Below are 17,456 nucleotides of genomic sequence, written 5' to 3'. Positions count from 1 at the left end.
AAAAAGCGCTCTAAACAGCGCTTTTTGTCAGTATTTTAATGTTTAAAGTGACGTGTTCCACTGAAGATTAAGACAACGCCCAATTCATCAGCCTTGGCAATCGAATCCTTGTCTTTTATAGATCCACCAGGCTCAACAATCGCTTTAATACCATGTTCTGCTGCATACTGAACAGAATCATCCATTGGGAAAAATGCATCTGAAGCTAATACTGCTTCATCAAACCCTGGCTTTTTTTCTGCCTTTTGGATTGAGTAAACAACTGAATCAATACGATTCGGCTGTCCTGCACCGATGCCTAATGTTTGACCATTACGAGCGACAACAATAGCATTTGACTTCACATGTTTCACTACTTTTTGAGCAAAAACCATTGCCTGTAACTGTTCTTTAGTAGGCTGTGCTTTTGAAACCACGGTAAAATTATTTTCAGACTCACCAACCAAATCACGCTCTTGTACAACCACCCCACCTAATACGGAAGTGACTTCCAATTTTTGTGGAATACTTGTTGTAAATGGTAATGTCAGCAAACGAAGATTTTTTTTAGCTGCTAAAATTTCATATGCTTCCGGTGTGAAGCTTGGTGCAATAATAATTTCAAGGAAAATATCATGCATCTTTTCGGCAGTTGCTGCGTCAACTTCACGATTAAGCGCTACAATACCACCAAAAATTGAAATATCGTCAGCAGCAAAGGCTTGATCCCAAGCAGCTTCCAAAGTTTGTCCCTGCCCTATTCCAGCTGGATTCATGTGCTTAACTGTAACAACTGTCGTTTCTTCATATTCAGCAATTATTCTAAGGGCTGCATCAGCGTCACGAATATTGTTATATGACAATTGTTTGCCGTGTAAAATATCAGCATTCAGAACCGAATAGGCTTCAGGTAAGGCTGTCTTATAGGCAGCAGCTGGTTGATGTGGATTTTCCCCGTAACGCATATCATCAAATTTTTCGTAAGCTAATGTTAGATTTTCAGGAAATGATGTTTCCGTCAAATAATTGGCAATCAAGGCATCATAACTGGCAGTATGTTGAAACACTTTTGCGGCTAATGACTTACGATATTCACGATCCACTTCACCAGCTTTTAGCTTATTGACAACAACATCATAATCTTTTGGATCCACAATTGGCAAAACTGATGCAAAATTTTTAGCTGCAGAACGTAACATTGAGGGTCCACCAATATCAATGTTTTCAATTGCTTCCGCCTCAGTAACACCTTCTTTTTGGATGGTTGATTTGAAGGGATATAAATTAACAACTACCATATCAATCGGTGTGATATCAAATTCTGCTAATTTAGCCATGTGCTCTGGTAAGTCACGACGAGCAAGTAAACCAGCATGGACACGAGGATGTAAAGTTTTTACACGGCCATCCAACATTTCTGGAAAATCAGTTACTTCATCAATTGAAATAACATCTAAACCGGCATCGATCAACACTTTATGAGTACCGCCAGTAGATACCAATTCATAACCTAATTCAACTAAATTTTTGGCAAAAGGGATTAAACCACTTTTATCAGAAACGCTAAGTAATGCTCGTGTCATTTTAAAAATACTCCTTCATCTATTAACTTTGCAAGTGTGTTGGGATACAGCACATGTTCAACATTATGAATACGTGTCTCAAGTAAATCAATGGTATCATTCACCAAAATTGGGACAGCTTCTTGAGCAATTATCTCACCGGTATCAATGCCATTATCCACAAAATGAACGGTTACACCGGTCTCTGAAACACCGGCTTCAAAGGCATCTAGGATGCTGTGTCGTCCCGGGAATTTAGGCAGCATGGCCGGATGGAGGTTAATAATCTTCCCTGAATAGGCATCGATTAACTTTGGCGTCAAAATACGCATATAACCAGCCAATAAAATACCATCAACTTGATCTGTTTTAAGTTGATTAATAATGACCTGTTCCGCTTCGATCTTCGTTTCATAATTAGAATATTTGATTGCTGTAGCAGGAATACCGAATAATTTTGCTAAATTCAGGGCACCAGCAGTTGATTTATCAACAATCAAACGTACGATTTCAGCATTCAGATTTCGTTGTAAAATAGCATCATTTAATGCTTGAAAGTTGGTCCCCGTACCAGACGCAAAAACTGCTAACTTTACTTTTCTCACCATGGTTCATTACCTGTAAAGACAACTCGATCGTTCTGAGCAGGCGTTATTTTACCAAGCACGTAGGCTGTTTGATTTTGATGAGTTAATAAGGTCATTGCATCTGCTAATTGTTGTGGCTTTACAATCAGAATCATACCTAATCCATTATTGAACGTCAATAGCATATCTTCTAAAGATAAATGTCCTTTAGCTTGTAGTTCGTGGAAAATAGGCAAAATTGGCCATGAACCCCAGCTTATTTCAGCAGAAACATTATCGGGCAATGCTCGAGGTAAGTTCTCTATGATTCCTCCACCAGTAATATGCGCCATGGACTGCACAAGGTTGGCTGCAACAACCGGCCAAACAGATTGAGCATATAAAGCTGTTGGAGTCAGTAAGGTTGCCTTTGTCTCAGGAGATAATTGATTAAAGTCGTCATCCGACTGAACACCAAAAACCTGACGTACTAGCGAATAGCCGTTAGAGTGAATTCCAGAAGATGGCAAACCAATCAAAACATCTCCTTCAGAGACATTTTTTGCAGACAATAATTGTTGCCGCTCTGCAATACCAACAGCAAAAGCTGCTAAGTCATAATGTTTTTCCGCGTACAATCCTGGTAGTTCAGCACTTTCACCACCAATTAGAGACATATTTGATGCTTTGGCGGCTTTGGCAATGCCAGTGACAATTTCAGCAACAACTTCTGGTCTCATCTTGTCCACAGCTAAATAATCCAGTAAGAAAGCTGGCTTTGCGCCCTGAGCTAAGATATCATTAGCCACCATCGCTACTAAATCTTGTCCAATTGTATCATGTTTATCCGCAGCGATAGCCAACAGTAGTTTTGTTCCTACCCCATCAGCGCCTGAAATCAAAACCGGATCAGTGTATCCTTTTCCTAAAGCAAATGCAGCGCCAAAACCACCAATACCGTCAAGCACTTGGTCATTATATGTATCTGCAACTGCATCTTTCATTAAATCAACAGCACGTTCTCCAGCCTTGATATCGACGCCAGCTTTCTGATACGCATTTTTCTCACTCATATTTCCACCCCCTGAATTGTTTGTGAATCTAAATGGATAGTGCCATCTGACAAAAGCTCCTGATGTCGCAATGAAGCCACTTGACGGGGATGATAAGTGGTTACTGGTTCAGGAACGAAATCAACTTCTCCAGAACGAACAAATCGGTCTAAACTGGCTTTATAATCATAAATTGGACTTGGATAATGCCCATCAAAGTAAGCGGTCGTTAGCCCAGTTCCTTCTCCATCATATGGTAAGTCAATTGCCTTAACCAGTGCATCAACTGACAAAAATCCAAGTGAATCAGCTTCAATCATTTTTGTCATTTCAAGCAATGAATGATTTGCGCCCATCAGTTCTTCTGTTGTTTGCATATCAATGCCATAAAATGACGGAAATTTAAATATAGGACTCGCAATTCTTACATGAACTGATTTAGCACCAGCTTCTTTCAGCATTCGCACGATGAACATAGAGGTTGTTCCACGAACAATTGAGTCATCTATCAAAACGACATTTTTATCAACAACAACGTCACGGACAGCGCTTAATTTCATACGAACGGCTCGTTCTCTTTTATCTTGTGTTGGTTCAATAAATGTACGCGCAATGTATTGATTTTTTACTAACCCCATCTCATTTGGTAAACCACTGGCTTCAGCAAACCCAGCGGCTGCACTCAAACTAGAGTTCGGAATGCCAACAACAATGTCTGCTTCCGGAACCGGCTGTTCTGCTGCTAAAGCTGCCCCCATCCGCTTACGTGCCTTGTGTACATTCACACCATAAATCATTGAATCAGGGCGAGCAAAATAGATATATTCCATCGAGTCAATATTTAAAGTGGTTTTATCAGTATATGTATCGATGGTTAAACCATTGTCGTCAATCGCGATTAGTTCGCCAGGTTGTACATCGCGTACGAACTTGGCACCAACAACTTCAATAGCAGCTGTTTCAGATGTAACAATGTAGTGACCATCCGGCATTTGACCAATGACAAAAGGTCGAAACGCGTGTGGATCCAACGCAGCAAACATTCCATGTGGCGTCAATAGCAAGAACGCAAATCCACCATGTACAATGTTTAAAGCTTCTTTTAGTTTATCAATAAATTTGTCTGCTTTAGATCGGCGAATTAAATGCAATAAAATTTCAGAATCAGAAGATGATTGAAAAATGGCCCCTTCTTCTTCCAAATTTTCACGTAATGTAAGGGCATTTGTCAAATTACCATTGTGCGCTAATGAGATTTGCATGTCATGAAAATTCACCATCAAAGGTTGGATGTTTTCTAAACCATTAGATCCAGCTGTGGCATAACGCACATGACCAATAGCACTTTTCCCAGCTAATGCTTCAATGCGAGATGTATCTCGAAAAACATCACTCAGTAGACCTAAACCACGTTCTTGCCACAAATGACCATTATTGTTAGCAACAATACCAGCACCCTCTTGACCACGATGTTGTAATGCATGTAGTCCATAGTATGTTAATTGCGCCGCATCGGATCGACCCCAGACGCCAAAAATGCCACATTCTTCATTCAAACTACGCACATTAAGACGTGATGTTTCATTTTTTTGTTCGTTCATCATCGTTACTCCGCATTTAGTTTCCATGCGATACTCTCCTGGTAGATTTTCTTCGTTTCGATTAATGACAATTGAATATCGCTTGTTGTCGTTGTAATATTAATCGTATCATCTGCTGTAACCACACCTAATTTTATTACTCGGTCACCGGCTAGTGATTCAAATGTTGTCCTATTTTCAGGTGACACACTGACTACAAAACGACTTGGTGTTTCCGAAAATAAATACTTATCGGCTAAGTCTACCGAGATATCAAAACCAAGATTTCCAGCAAAGGCGCTCTCAAGAAGACCAACGATTAATCCACCTTCAGATAAATCATGCGCACTATTAAGCAGACGTTGATCAGTGACATCTAGAATGACCTGTTGCGCTGCTAACTCGTCCTCATCATTAAAATCAAATAATTGACCGGCAATATGTCCTGTTTGCATCTTTTGAATTTCTGAACCGTTAAAGCTATCTTTCGTTCGCCCTACAAGATAAATGTTATCGCCTGCTTTTTGAAATGCCGTTCGTGTTGCTTTTGTGATATCTTCAAGCAAACCAACCATGCCAATCATTGGTGTGGGATAAATTGCTTGCCCATCTGTTTCGTTGTAAAGAGACACGTTTCCAGAAATAATTGGTGTGTCAAGCTGTTTAGCCACGTCATTAATCCCAGCAACAGCTTGATCCAACTCATAATAAACTTCTGGATTATCCGGTGAACCAAAGTTCAAGCCATCTGTGATGCCAATTGGCTTTGCCCCTGTGGATACAATGTTTCTAGCCGCTTCAGCAACTGCCATTTTGGCACCCACACGTGGATTGAGATATAAATAACGAGCATTGACATCTGTTGTCATCGCTAATGCCTTTTGCGTATCACGAATACGAATCAACGCCGCATCTCCACCAGGCTTAATAGCCGTATCAGCGCGCACTTGAGAATCAAAGTGTCGGAACAACGATGCTTTAGAAGCAATTGTTGGTTGTGCGAGTAATGTTAATATTGTTTCTTTGACGTTACCCATGTCTGGCTCAAATTGTTCATCTGTAAAGTTCGCCAATCTTGCCGGTTCAATCATTGGTAAGTCTTGCTTTGGCGCATGCGTTAAGAAATCAACAGGCACATCTGCAACAACTTCATTTTTGAAGTTTAATCGATAACGACCATCATCGGTAACTTGACCAATGATTACAGCATCTAAATCAGCCGATTGGAACAAATCAATAATAGCTTGTTCTTCACCCTTTTTAACAACCAGCACCATGCGTTCTTGCGACTCTGACAACATTAGTTCATATGGCGTCATTCCTGTTTCACGTTGAGGGACCATATCCAAGTTCAAGTGAATACCCATGCCTGCTTTAGCAGCCATTTCAGAACTCGAAGATAGGAGTCCAGCTGCACCCATATCTTGAATGCCAACAATAATATCAGAATGTTCACGAATTGCTTGGAGCGTTGCGTCCATCACCAACTTTTCCAAGAATGGATCGCCAACTTGAACAGCCGAACGATCAGATTTTTCTGCACTTGAAAACTCAGCAGAGGCAAATGAAGCGCCATTAATACCATCACGACCAGTTTTAGCACCAACATAGATAATTGAATTTCCTATGCCTTTAGCTTGTCCAACTTGCATAGCATTTTGGTCCATCAAGCCAACAGCCATAACATTTACCAATGGATTGCCAGCGTAAACGCCATCGAAACCAATTTCGCCTCCCACTGTGGGAATACCAATCGCATTACCGTATCCCGCAATTCCTGCTATGACACCGTCAACAATATGTTTTGTATGCGCATTGTCCAATTCACCAAAACGTAGCGAATCCAGTACAGCAATAGGTTGGGCACCCATTGAAAAAATATCACGTAAGATACCGCCAACTCCGGTTGCTGCCCCCTCATACGGTTCAACAAATGAAGGATGATTATGACTTTCAGCCTTAAAAACAACTGCTTGATTGTCACCAATGTCTAAAATTCCAGCACCTTCACCTGGTCCCTGTAAAACCCGTTCGTTGGATGACCAGAATTTGCGCAAAATTGGCTTTGATTTCTTATAAGAAACGTGTTCCGACCACATTCCTGAAAAAATGCCTGTTTCAGTAAAATTAGGTAGACGCTTTAACTCCTTAACAATCAAATCATATTCTTGTTCTGTAAGCCCCCACTCTATATAAATTTTACTGTCACGTACTTCTTCGGGTGATAATTCATTTGTTGTCATTATATTAGGCTCCTGCTAGAATGCCGCTCAAAATACTTTTGAAAAAGTTCTTACCATCTTCGTTACCAGTCACTGCATCAACTGCACGCTCTGGGTGTGGCATCATACCAAAGACGTTACCATTTTCATTCATAATCCCCGCTATATCATGTGCTGATCCATTGGGATTATCCACATATCGGAAAACAATCAGATTATCCTCTTCAAGTTTCGTCAATGTTTCTGCATCGGCATAATAATTTCCTTCTGCATGTGCCACAGGAATATTAATTATTTCTTCAGAATCATAAGCATTTGTATAAGCAGTGTTTGGATTTGCAATTGAAAGTGCTATTTCATCGCAAATAAATCCTGGTTTTTTATTTGTTAATAGTTGTCCAGGTAGCAAACCAGCTTCTGTCAAAATTTGAAATCCATTACAAATGCCAACAATAAGCTTGCCATCATTAGCCGCCTGTGTCACAGCACTCATGATTGGTGAAAAACGGGCAATCGCTCCTGTACGCAAATAATCTCCGTATGAAAAACCACCTGGTAAAAAGATTGCATCATATGCTTTCAAATTATTATGTTTTGCAGAAACAATTTCTGCATCAACACCAAATTCTTGCAATGCATGTAACATGTCAAAATCGCAATTTGATCCTGGAAAACTAATAACCGCAGCTTTCATGATAGTACCTCGTCCTCATCTACCAAAGATAAATCAAAGCGGTAGGTTTCGGTATTTTGATTGATTAATAGGGCATCAGTGAAACTTTCAACTTCTGAAGTAGCAGCATCAACATCGGTCGCTTTCAGCTTAATTTCAAAATATTTTCCTTGTGATACTTGCTCGATTCCGCTATAATCCATACGATTTAACGCAGCTTTAATCACTTCACCTTGTGGATCAAGGATTGATGGCTTGTATGTGACATATATTTTTGCTAAGTACATATTATTTCTCCAAATTTTCTAAACGTGATAGAACATCACGATAACCAACAGTAACATCACCAGCATGTTTTCGAAATACATCCTTATCAAGTGACTTACCTGTTTTTTGGTCGACCAAACGCATATTATCTGGTGACAATTCATCAGCCAAGATTAACTTTCCCTCACTATCACGACCATATTCTAATTTAAAGTCGACTAAGTTAATATTAATTTCATCAAATATTTCTGTGAGCGCTTGATTAACTTCTTGGGCATATGCACGTAATTTTGTGAGTTCAGATAATGTGGCAAAACCAAGAGCTAAAATTTGAGAATCATTCATGAAGGGATCATCCAGCTCGTCTGATTTATAGTAAAATTCTTGAACAACTGGTGTTAATTTTTGCATTGGCGTTGCGTTAAATTTACTTACAAAATGCCCTGATGCGTAGTTTCGCGTAACCACTTCAATGGGCAAAATATCAAGGGCTAAGTCCAGTTCGTCTGTTTCAGAAACCGAAGAAAGATAATGATTTTCAATGCCCTGACGTGTTAAATGTTCAAATAATATATGCGAAATTGCACTATTCAATTGGCCTTTTTCTGGTATATTTTCATGTACCTTACCATTTAAAGCTGTTGCTTGATCCATATAATGAACCCACAAAATTGTAGGATTATCTGTGAAATAAACTTGTTTCGCCTTACCTTGATATTTCAGTTCTCCGCGAGTCACTGTTTTGTCTTCGTATTCAGTTGCGCTGCTCATGCAAGTCACCCCATTCTTTTAATTTTCGACCATTTTCTGTTCCTAGTACCGTAATATGACCCATTTTACGATTAGGTTTAACAGCCAATTTACCATAATCGTGAAAATGCCACTCAGGATGATGAATTAAATCTTCTCTAGCTTGTGTTAACTCATCGCCCAACAAATTCAACATTGTAGCAGGGCTTTGCAACTCAATTTTTGGTATAGGTAGACCGACAATACTTCTAATATGTCCTTCAAACTGTGATACATTTGTCGCTTCAATACTATAATGTCCAGAATTATGTGGTCGCGGTGCTAATTCGTTAACCCATACTTCCTCGTCAGCGACAAATAACTCAATACCAAGTACGCCACGCAATTTAAGTGACTCAGCGATATTCTCAGCAATTGCTTCAATTTTATTCTTGAGTGTCAATGAGATGTCAGCAGGTGCTGTTGTCGTTTTTAAAATGTGATTTTCATGAACATTTTCGACAATCGGCCAGGTCACAATTTGCCCATCTTGGGAACGTGAAACCATAATACTTAGCTCTTGTTTAAAATTCACAACTTGTTCTAAAATTAATTGCATATCTGGAAAATCTTTTTCAAGATTAACAATATCTTGCACTGTATTAATTGACCACTGACCATGGCCATCATATCCTCCACTCACTGTTTTTAAGATAGCTGGTAAAGTTACCTTTCGTAAATCTTCGGGTGAATTTACTTCAATGAAATTTGTGACTGGTACTTTAGCATCATCCCGAATAAACTTTTTTTCAGTAATGCGATCGCTTGTAATTCTTAGTAGTTCTGTACCTTGCGGCAATTCTGCATCGCTTTGCTCATTCAATGCATCTCGATCAACATTTTCAAATTCATATGTTAACACTTCACTTCGTCGTGATAATTCATTTAATGCTTCGACATCATCATAATCAGCAACTATCTGAAAATCTGATACTTGCCCAGCTGGAGAGCCTTTCGTGGGATCCAAAATTCCAACACGGTACCCCATTTCTTTTGCAGAAAGAGCCATCATTTGACCAAGTTGGCCACCGCCAATAATACCAATCGTTGCCGGCGGTAAAATTACTCCTGTCATATCAATTCTGCCTCGCTTTCAATAGAAGTCTTTGTTTGGCGTTCTCGATATTCATTCAAGGCCTGCAATACGTCATTATCATTTAAAGCAATAATTTGTGCAGCTAGAATTGCCGCATTTTTTGCACCTGCATCACCTATTGCAACTGTAGCAACGGGGACCCCTGCTGGCATTTGAACAATAGAGAGTAAAGAATCCAGTCCATTTAGTGCCCGTGATTGCATCGGCACGCCGATGACTGGTAGCGTTGTATTAGCTGCCAGCATACCAGGCAAATGAGCCGCGCCGCCGGCACCAGCAATAATTACTTGAAGCTTATTGTCTCTTGCTTGTGTGCCAAATGCTTGTAATTCTTGAGGCATGCGATGCGCTGAAATGACGTGTTTTTCGTAAGTAACACCTAATATATCCAAAATTTCTGTAGTTTTTTTCATGCTGGACCAATCACTAGTTGATCCCATGACAACTGCAACTTGAGGCATATTTTTCTCCAATATGTACAATTTTTGTGATTTGCAAGGTTATCGTTCGTTTACAATTACAATTTAACAGATTTTTATACATTTGTGTTCGTTTTAAAATAAGAAAATTCACAATAATTAAAAAAGAGTTCGTATATAACGAACGTTTTTGACATTTATTTGTTTTTATCCGAACGTTAGCGATGTATGCGTTTACAAAAACATTAAAACTGAACGTTCGTCTAAAATTTTGAGCAATAAAAAAGAAGCATTTCTGCTTCTACGAAATTAATACTTTTCTAAATATGAATCTGTTTCCCATTGAGAAACATACTGACGATATGATGTATATTCAATCTTCTTTGCTTCAATAAATTTGTCAGCAATATGTTCACCAATCGCTGCACGGACAACGTCATCAGCTGCAAGTTCACGAACTGCCGCCAACAATGTGTCTGGCAAATCCGTAATACCGGCACGCTCACGTTCAATTTCATCCATCAAATAAATGTTTTTATCAACTGAAGCCAATGGTTCCAACTCACGCTTAATACCATCTAATCCTGAAGCAAGAATTGCTGCAAGAGATGTGTAAGGGTTGGCCGTTGGATCTACTGAACGCAGTTCCAAACGTGTTGATTGCCCACGTGATGCTGGAACACGTACCATTGGTGAACGGTTTGAAGCTGACCAAGCAACATAAACTGGTGCTTCAAAGCCAGGCGTCAAACGCTTATATGAGTTAACAGTTGGATTTGCCAAAGCTGTAAAGGCTGTAGCGTGTTCCAAAACACCACCCAAGAAGTTATAAGCTGCTTTTGAAAGTCCCATTTCATCAGAAACATCTTCAAATGCATTGCCTTCTTTAGTAAACAAAGACATGTTTGTGTGCATACCTGAACCATTAATGCCAGCAACTGGTTTTGGCATGAATGTTGCAAAGTAACCATTCTTACGCGCAATTGTTTTAACAACGAGCTTAAATGTCTGAATGTTATCTGCCGCTTCCAATGCTGATGCATACTTAAAATCAACTTCGTGTTGACCTTCAGCAACTTCGTGGTGAGCTGCTTCGATTTCAAAGCCCATCTTTTCCAATGTCAAGACGATTTCACGACGAACATTTTCACCCATATCCAAAGGTGCCAAATCAAAGTAGCCACCCTTATCATTCAATTCAGTGGTTGGGTTTCCTTTTTCATCAAGCTTGAACAAAAAGAATTCAGGCTCAGTACCAACATTAAATGAAGTAAATCCAGCTTCACGTGCTTCTGTTAACACAGTACGTAGTGCGTGACGAGGGTCGCCAGCAAATGGTTCACGATCCGCTGTATAAATATCAGCAATTAATCGTGCCACCTTACCGCCGTGTCCGTCAGTCGCCCATGGGAAAATCATGAATGTGGACAAATCAGGATATAGATACATATCTGATTCATTAATACGCACAAATCCTTCGATAGATGAACCGTCAAACATCAAATCATTATCTAACACTTTATCTAACTGTGATGTGGGCACTTCGACATTTTTAATAGCGCCCAAGACGTCTGTAAATGTTACGCGGATAAACTCCACGTTTTCGTCTGCCACGATTTGCTTAATTTCTTCTTTGGTAAAAGTTTTGCGAGCCATGATTGTCCTTTCTTAATGAGCCCCGAATCGTCCAAGTTGGGCGAATTCTTTTTGTAGTGAACGGCGTAGTGCTGCTTCTGAATCTTGTTTTTCTTGTGCTTTACGGCGTTGCTTGGCAAAAATTTCTTGAATATCCTTGATAGAGTCTCCAGCATCCAAGAAATCACGAATTTCGAGCAAACGATCAACATCATTTAATGAAAAACGTCTCTGGCCACCTTTGCCGCGACCCGGCGCAATTAATTTCTGTTGTTCATAGTATCTAATCTGACGATCAGTCAATAACGTGAGCTCGCGTACAGTACCAATTGGTAAAATTGATAAATTACGTCTCAATTCGCGTTCGCTCATCACAATACCTCCGCTTAAGATACTTTTATTCTAAACGAAATTAATAACCTTTGCAAATTATGTGTCAGGTTTTCTAACATTAAGTTTAGTTATAGACCAAATGGAATATTTTCGGTTTGATGGCTAATTGTACTCAGTTCCACTTTGACCTTTTTCAACTCCTGGCGACCAATTGTTTTTAAAAGCGCCTCCCCAGTTGCTAAATGTGCTACTTGGTCAATTAGGTCCTCTTTGATGATTAATAAGTTTTTCATTTCATTTCGTGTGTTTAATCGCTGCACGATAAAGCTACCAAATTGCCCGAGTAACTCAACAGGAACATCTAATGGGCTTTGTGTACTCAGCATCAAATCCAATCCTAGTTTTCGTCCCTCACGAATTAACGAAAAGATGCCGTAATTGCCATGACCATCATTAGACAAGTATCGATGTGCTTCATCAATAAAGATTGTTACAGGAAAACTTAGTCCATTAAGTTTTGCTATGCTCATCATCTGCAGAGTCAGAATTTCAACAAGTACTTGATTTAATTTTTGTTCGTGACTAAACAAAGATAAATCGATGATCAAACTCTGTTTCGTCGCCCGACGTGTTATAAACAATCGCAGTAAATAATCGACATCATAGTGCACAATTTCTTGTTTCGTTGATCTTAACAATAAAGTACGTATTTGTTTATTTTTTAAGGTTTGTTTTAATTGAGCAAGACTTGACCATGCTTTGGCAATGGCTTCCTTATCATAAATTTGTCCTAATAATGAAAAATCAGCACGCTCATCAACATAAGGCGTAATATATTCTTCTTGCAACTGATTAGCCAGCAAGCTTAAATCAAAGTATTTATCCTTAATTTTAAGTTGTTCCACTAGGTTATCATGTTCAATTTGGCTTCTATTGATCTTTTTATAGATTCCTGGTTTCGCTACAACATTGTTTTGTATTTGCAAACTTTCAATTGCAGCGGGTAAATTGGCTAGCAGTGATTTATCTGTAATATTTAATAGATGAGCAATTTGATCACTCGTTAAGTGAGTAACATCAAAGAAACCATCATCCCCCAACACAATACGCTGTACATTTGGTATTGTACGGAATTCACCTGTTGGATCTAATACAATGACATTCTGCTGGTTCTTTTTGAGTTCTTCTATAATTGTTAGCGCAGTCGAAGACTTTCCGCTACCAGTAACACCAGTAATTAGCAAGTGCTGAGATAATAATTCATCAGCAGAAATGGGCAAATATTCTTGTGCTTTCACATCGAAAAATTGTCGCTTAAATATTAGTGAAGTATCCTTACGTTTTTGTTTATCTATCATTTTTATTCCTATATAAAGAAAAATTTTTGACACTATTTTTATGCTTTCGCTTATTATAGCGCTGTTCACTGTATAAATAAATGGTAATGAATTTTATTTATCAAAAAATGGTTTCATTATCTGAAACCATTTTTATTCAGTCAATTCAATTTATTTTGTTCCACCAGCATCACCATTGGCGCCTTCTTCTATTCCTGGATTCCACCAACTCACACGGGCATTAGTATTGCGTACTTTCAAATTAAATTCACTAACCAATTTTTCGGGTGCATTACGCCACGTATATGTTTTTTTCAATTCAGCATGTGTAATAATTCGATATGCCGTTGATGGGAAAAGGCAACTAATAATTGTTAACTGTGCTTTCTTAGTTGGGTTTAACACTGATACCTCTGTTGATGCAACTGTATTTTGGCTAGTAATTTCGTATCGGTAAATCCCCTTGCTATTAGCCAACAAAACGCTTTTCCCGTTTAACCATGATGAACCCTTCACCTTGCCATCTTGCAAATACGGTGAATCATTATTGGTTGTCTGTTGCAACGCGCTAAATCCAGTCTGACCATCATTAAAATTGTGGGCTGCCAACCCATAGTTTCCTTGTCCCATAACTGGCTTTTGTTTCCCCTCCGGATCTTTTTCAGATTTATTCGCGTAATTTGCACCAAGGTTCAGTCCTTCATCACTATAGGCATCATTATAAATTGGCAATAAAATATTTGTACTTGGAATTGATACAAATCCTTGTTTCTCAAAATTTTTTGTTGCATTTCGCATAACCATTTTTCGAATCAGGGCGCGCGAAGTTGTATCCTCTGATGCTTTTTTATTAGCCGTTTTGCGTTCTTGTTCATGAATTGGTTTCAAAATAACTGTTTTGATACCCGCCACATTTTTTTGGTATAAGTAAGAACCTCCAAGGACAAGCAACGAGATGAAACTTGTAACAAACAGTGCATCATAAAACAAATGATGATGACTAAACTTCTTATGACGCAGTCTAGAAATTACGAGTTGACTAGCAGCAACTAACAAAAAGATCATCACAAAAACTGCAACATATATCCCTATTTTTTGCATGATCTGCCATACTGTCATGTCGCCACTAGACGCCACTGCTAATACTGAAGGCAATTTTATCATCATAATAATCCGTCCTCACCTGAATTCTTGTGATCCCTACTTTGCATCGTACCAAGTGTCACCATGATGTGCATCAACTTTCAATGGTACATCTAATGCAACGGCTGAATCCATAACATTCGTAACAACTTCGGTCAATTCATCAATTTCGTCTACGGGGGTTTCAAAAATCAATTCATCGTGTACTTGAAGCAACATTCTCGCCTGTAAATTATTCTCTCGTAAAGCCTCGTTAACCTTTATCATCGCAATTTTGATAATATCTGCTGCTGAACCTTGGATGGGCGAGTTCATCGCAGTGCGTTCAGCGAATGACCTTAAATTAAAGTTCTTTGCTTGAATATCTGGCAAATAACGTCGCCTATGGGCAATTGTTTCTACATAACCATGTTCATGTGCAAAAGTCTTAATTGTATTCATCCATTCATGAATTTGAGGGAACTCTTGGAAATAAGTATCAATAAAACGTTTCGCCTCGGCACGTGAAATCCCCAAATTATTAGCCAATCCATAATCCGAAATACCATACACAATACCAAAATTCACAGCTTTAGCCGTACGACGCTTAAGTGGATCAACTACTGCATCATCGGCTAAGCCAAAGACAGCTCGAGCTGTTTCGGCATGGATATCTTCGCCATTTAGAAAGGCTTTTTGCATGTTTTTATCACCCGTAACATGGGCCAAAACACGTAATTCAATTTGAGAATAATCGGCACCAAATATTTGCCAATTCGGATGACTAGGAACAAATGCTGTTCGGATTAAGCGCCCTTCTTCTGAACGCATTGGAATATTCTGCAAATTAGGATCAACTGATGACAATCGACCAGTTTGTGTCAAAGTCTGCAAAAATCGTGTGTGAATCTTGCTGTCCTTAGGATATATAACTGAAAGCAGGCCGTCAATGTAAGTTGATTTTAGTTTCGCTAGCTGACGATACTGCAAAATATGGTCAACTATAGGCGCTTGTGGTGCTAGTTTTTCTAAAACATCCACAGCCGTTGAGTAGCCTGTCTTTGTTTTTTTAATTACAGGCAAACCCATTTTTTCAAACAACAATACCCCTAATTGTTTTGGTGAGTTTAGATTAAACTCTTCACCAGCTTCAATATAGATGGCTGATTGAATATCAGCTATTCGTTCGGATAAATCTTTGCCTTTATTTCGTAAGTATTCAGGATTGACCTTAATCCCTTGATATTCCATATCAGCTAAAACAAACGCTAATGGTAGCTCAATGTCCGTATATAGGTGCGTTTGTTCGTGTTGCTTTAATTCTGTGAACGCTGGTTTTTCTAATTTGAAAAGTCCATCCGCTTTATGAGCAACGTGCGACAATAAAAGATTGGTATCGGTTGGCACAGTGAATTTGGCGCCTTTACCATAAATATCTTCATCAGGTGCCAAATAAACATCAAAACGCTGTGCCAAAGTGGACAAAACATTATCATTAGCTACCGTATCAAGCAAATATGCAACCAGTATAAAATCAAAATTCACGCCCTTAAGTGCCAAACCAAGTCGCTTAAATAATACAAGCTGTGCTTTAACATTAAAAACATTTTTTAAAATCTGCTCATTCTCAATCACCGACTTCAACTCTTCAGTTTGTAACAAGGAGATGTCACGACTAGCATAGTAGCCAACTTCTGGATTACCAATAGCGAAACCAATCATTTCACCCTCGTGATAATTATCACCCACAAATTCAATATGAACTGATATCTTATCACCTAGCATCGCAATTGCTCTTAAATTATTTTCTTTTAATTCGACAAAATTTATACCATTGTCAAATTCTTTTGTATTCTCAAGCTGCCCAGATTTACGTAATGCTTTTATTTTCGCTAAATGTTGTTTGAAATCCAAATTTTCATAGAATGGAATAATCTTCTCAAAATCGACACCTCTATATTCCATTTCTTCAAGCGGTAAAGGTAAGTTAGCATCAGTTAAAATTGTAGCTAATTCACGTGCTTGGAAGGCTAATTCACGATCATTGATCAAATTGTCCTTCATTTTTGACTGCTTCAGTTTATCGATATTATCATACAAATTATCAATGTTATTATATTCGGCAAGAAGTTTTAATGCTGTCTTTTCACCGACCTTTGTAACACCAGGGTAATTATCAGATGTATCGCCCGTCAACGCCTTCTTATCAATGATTTGAGCCGGTGTAAGCCCAAATTTTTCTTTTATATAAGCTGGTGTATAGCTTTCAATATCTGTTACACCTTTTTTAGTCACGTTTACAGTAACGTTTTCCGTGGCTAATTGCGTCAAATCTTGATCGCCAGTTACAATAATGACAGAATATCCTGCTGCTTCACCCATACGTGAATAAGTTCCAATGATATCGTCAGCTTCTAATCCAGCCTGTTCATAATTCCGCAATCCATGCAACATAACCATTTCACGTAAATATGGAAACTGTTCTTTAAATTCCTCTGGTACTTTAGAACGGCCATCCTTATATTCAGGAAATAACTTCCCACGATGCGTTTCTTTTCCAGAACCAGCATCCCAAGCCACTAATGCTAAATCTGGAGCCATTGGATCTACAATTTTATCTAAAAAGTTATTAAAAGCCACTAATGCATTTGTATGCAATCCTTCATGCGAGATCATACGATCTAACTGATTGTACATCGCATAAAAAGCTCTAAAAGCCAGCGAATTACCATCAACAAGTAATAGTTTTTTATTGGTCATCTTAATGTCCCATCTTATATTTATCTATATTAAGTGTAACACACGTTGATATATCACTTAAGTA

At 38.7% G+C, this 17,456-nt stretch carries 15 protein-coding genes; all 15 read right to left on the bottom strand.

What is annotated here, in order from left to right; translation table 11 throughout:
* Window positions 1–35 precede the first annotated feature (35 nt).
* A complete protein-coding gene (gene purH / locus LEUM_RS03545; protein WP_011679517.1) occupies window positions 36–1,562 on the bottom strand; it encodes a bifunctional phosphoribosylaminoimidazolecarboxamide formyltransferase/IMP cyclohydrolase in 1,527 nt (508 codons plus the stop codon).
* A complete protein-coding gene (purN, locus tag LEUM_RS03540) occupies window positions 1,559–2,149 on the bottom strand; it encodes a phosphoribosylglycinamide formyltransferase (RefSeq protein WP_011679516.1) in 591 nt (196 codons plus the stop codon). Before purN ends, purH begins: the two co-directional genes overlap by 4 nt.
* On the bottom strand, window positions 2,143–3,180 hold the full coding sequence (purM, locus tag LEUM_RS03535) for a phosphoribosylformylglycinamidine cyclo-ligase (RefSeq protein ID WP_011679515.1): 1,038 nt from the start codon (window positions 3,178–3,180) through the stop codon (window positions 2,143–2,145). Before purM ends, purN begins: the two co-directional genes overlap by 7 nt.
* Entirely contained in the window at window positions 3,177–4,787 is a 1,611-nt protein-coding gene (gene purF, locus LEUM_RS03530; RefSeq protein WP_011679514.1) for an amidophosphoribosyltransferase, read from the bottom strand. Before purF ends, purM begins: the two co-directional genes overlap by 4 nt.
* On the bottom strand, window positions 4,766–6,982 hold the full coding sequence (purL, locus tag LEUM_RS03525; protein ID WP_011679513.1) for a phosphoribosylformylglycinamidine synthase subunit PurL: 2,217 nt from the start codon (window positions 6,980–6,982) through the stop codon (window positions 4,766–4,768). The genes purF and purL overlap by 22 nt, the downstream gene beginning before the upstream one ends.
* A 4-nt stretch (window positions 6,983–6,986) precedes the next feature.
* On the bottom strand, window positions 6,987–7,655 hold the full coding sequence (purQ, locus tag LEUM_RS03520; protein ID WP_011679512.1) for a phosphoribosylformylglycinamidine synthase subunit PurQ: 669 nt from the start codon (window positions 7,653–7,655) through the stop codon (window positions 6,987–6,989).
* A complete protein-coding gene (gene purS, locus LEUM_RS03515; RefSeq protein WP_004164272.1) occupies window positions 7,652–7,921 on the bottom strand; it encodes a phosphoribosylformylglycinamidine synthase subunit PurS in 270 nt (89 codons plus the stop codon). The genes purQ and purS overlap by 4 nt, the downstream gene beginning before the upstream one ends.
* Window position 7,922: 1 nt before the next feature.
* Window positions 7,923–8,672, bottom strand: a complete 750-nt coding sequence (locus tag LEUM_RS03510) for a phosphoribosylaminoimidazolesuccinocarboxamide synthase (protein WP_011679511.1) — start codon at window positions 8,670–8,672, stop codon at window positions 7,923–7,925.
* Window positions 8,656–9,765: a 5-(carboxyamino)imidazole ribonucleotide synthase gene (gene purK, locus LEUM_RS03505; RefSeq protein ID WP_011679510.1), complete on the bottom strand. Its 1,110-nt coding sequence runs from the start codon at window positions 9,763–9,765 to the stop codon at window positions 8,656–8,658. Before purK ends, LEUM_RS03510 begins: the two co-directional genes overlap by 17 nt.
* Window positions 9,762–10,247 (bottom strand): 5-(carboxyamino)imidazole ribonucleotide mutase, encoded by a 486-nt coding sequence (purE, locus tag LEUM_RS03500; protein ID WP_004164276.1) that lies wholly within the window; start codon window positions 10,245–10,247, stop codon window positions 9,762–9,764. The genes purK and purE overlap by 4 nt, the downstream gene beginning before the upstream one ends.
* 267 nt (window positions 10,248–10,514) lie before the next feature.
* The gene (gene glnA / locus LEUM_RS03495; protein WP_011679509.1) at window positions 10,515–11,861 is read right to left on the bottom strand and encodes a type I glutamate--ammonia ligase; all 1,347 of its coding nucleotides are present in this window, start codon (window positions 11,859–11,861) and stop codon (window positions 10,515–10,517) included.
* A gap of 12 nt (window positions 11,862–11,873) precedes the next feature.
* Complete coding sequence (locus LEUM_RS03490; RefSeq protein ID WP_010289022.1) at window positions 11,874–12,212, bottom strand: MerR family transcriptional regulator; 339 nt, start codon at window positions 12,210–12,212, stop codon at window positions 11,874–11,876.
* An 89-nt stretch (window positions 12,213–12,301) separates the two neighbouring features.
* Window positions 12,302–13,531, bottom strand: a complete 1,230-nt coding sequence (locus LEUM_RS03485; protein WP_011679508.1) for an ATP-binding protein — start codon at window positions 13,529–13,531, stop codon at window positions 12,302–12,304.
* Between the two features lie 150 nt (window positions 13,532–13,681).
* Window positions 13,682–14,677, bottom strand: a complete 996-nt coding sequence (locus LEUM_RS03480; RefSeq protein WP_011679507.1) for a class A sortase — start codon at window positions 14,675–14,677, stop codon at window positions 13,682–13,684.
* 33 nt (window positions 14,678–14,710) lie between these two features.
* Window positions 14,711–17,392: a DNA polymerase I gene (gene polA / locus LEUM_RS03475; protein ID WP_011679506.1), complete on the bottom strand. Its 2,682-nt coding sequence runs from the start codon at window positions 17,390–17,392 to the stop codon at window positions 14,711–14,713.
* Window positions 17,393–17,456: the final 64 nt, after the last annotated feature.

The organism is Leuconostoc mesenteroides subsp. mesenteroides ATCC 8293, assembly GCF_000014445.1.
GTDB lineage: Bacteria > Bacillota > Bacilli > Lactobacillales > Lactobacillaceae > Leuconostoc > Leuconostoc mesenteroides.
This window is presented reverse-complemented; position numbering and strand designations above follow the sequence as displayed.

What these genes read in the sequence shown, in the direction of transcription:
- purH (WP_011679517.1), bottom strand. Translation starts at nt 1,562, where the DNA reads ATGACACGAGCATTACTTAGCGTTTCTGATAAAAGTGGTTTAATCCCT.
- purN (WP_011679516.1), bottom strand. Translation starts at nt 2,149, where the DNA reads ATGGTGAGAAAAGTAAAGTTAGCAGTTTTTGCGTCTGGTACGGGGACC.
- purM (WP_011679515.1), bottom strand. Translation starts at nt 3,180, where the DNA reads ATGAGTGAGAAAAATGCGTATCAGAAAGCTGGCGTCGATATCAAGGCT.
- purF (WP_011679514.1), bottom strand. Translation starts at nt 4,787, where the DNA reads ATGGAAACTAAATGCGGAGTAACGATGATGAACGAACAAAAAAATGAA.
- purL (WP_011679513.1), bottom strand. Translation starts at nt 6,982, where the DNA reads ATGACAACAAATGAATTATCACCCGAAGAAGTACGTGACAGTAAAATT.
- purQ (WP_011679512.1), bottom strand. Translation starts at nt 7,655, where the DNA reads ATGAAAGCTGCGGTTATTAGTTTTCCAGGATCAAATTGCGATTTTGAC.
- purS (WP_004164272.1), bottom strand. Translation starts at nt 7,921, where the DNA reads ATGTACTTAGCAAAAATATATGTCACATACAAGCCATCAATCCTTGAT.
- LEUM_RS03510 (WP_011679511.1), bottom strand. Translation starts at nt 8,672, where the DNA reads ATGAGCAGCGCAACTGAATACGAAGACAAAACAGTGACTCGCGGAGAA.
- purK (WP_011679510.1), bottom strand. Translation starts at nt 9,765, where the DNA reads ATGACAGGAGTAATTTTACCGCCGGCAACGATTGGTATTATTGGCGGT.
- purE (WP_004164276.1), bottom strand. Translation starts at nt 10,247, where the DNA reads ATGCCTCAAGTTGCAGTTGTCATGGGATCAACTAGTGATTGGTCCAGC.
- glnA (WP_011679509.1), bottom strand. Translation starts at nt 11,861, where the DNA reads ATGGCTCGCAAAACTTTTACCAAAGAAGAAATTAAGCAAATCGTGGCA.
- LEUM_RS03490 (WP_010289022.1), bottom strand. Translation starts at nt 12,212, where the DNA reads ATGAGCGAACGCGAATTGAGACGTAATTTATCAATTTTACCAATTGGT.
- LEUM_RS03485 (WP_011679508.1), bottom strand. Translation starts at nt 13,531, where the DNA reads ATGATAGATAAACAAAAACGTAAGGATACTTCACTAATATTTAAGCGA.
- LEUM_RS03480 (WP_011679507.1), bottom strand. Translation starts at nt 14,677, where the DNA reads ATGATGATAAAATTGCCTTCAGTATTAGCAGTGGCGTCTAGTGGCGAC.
- polA (WP_011679506.1), bottom strand. Translation starts at nt 17,392, where the DNA reads ATGACCAATAAAAAACTATTACTTGTTGATGGTAATTCGCTGGCTTTT.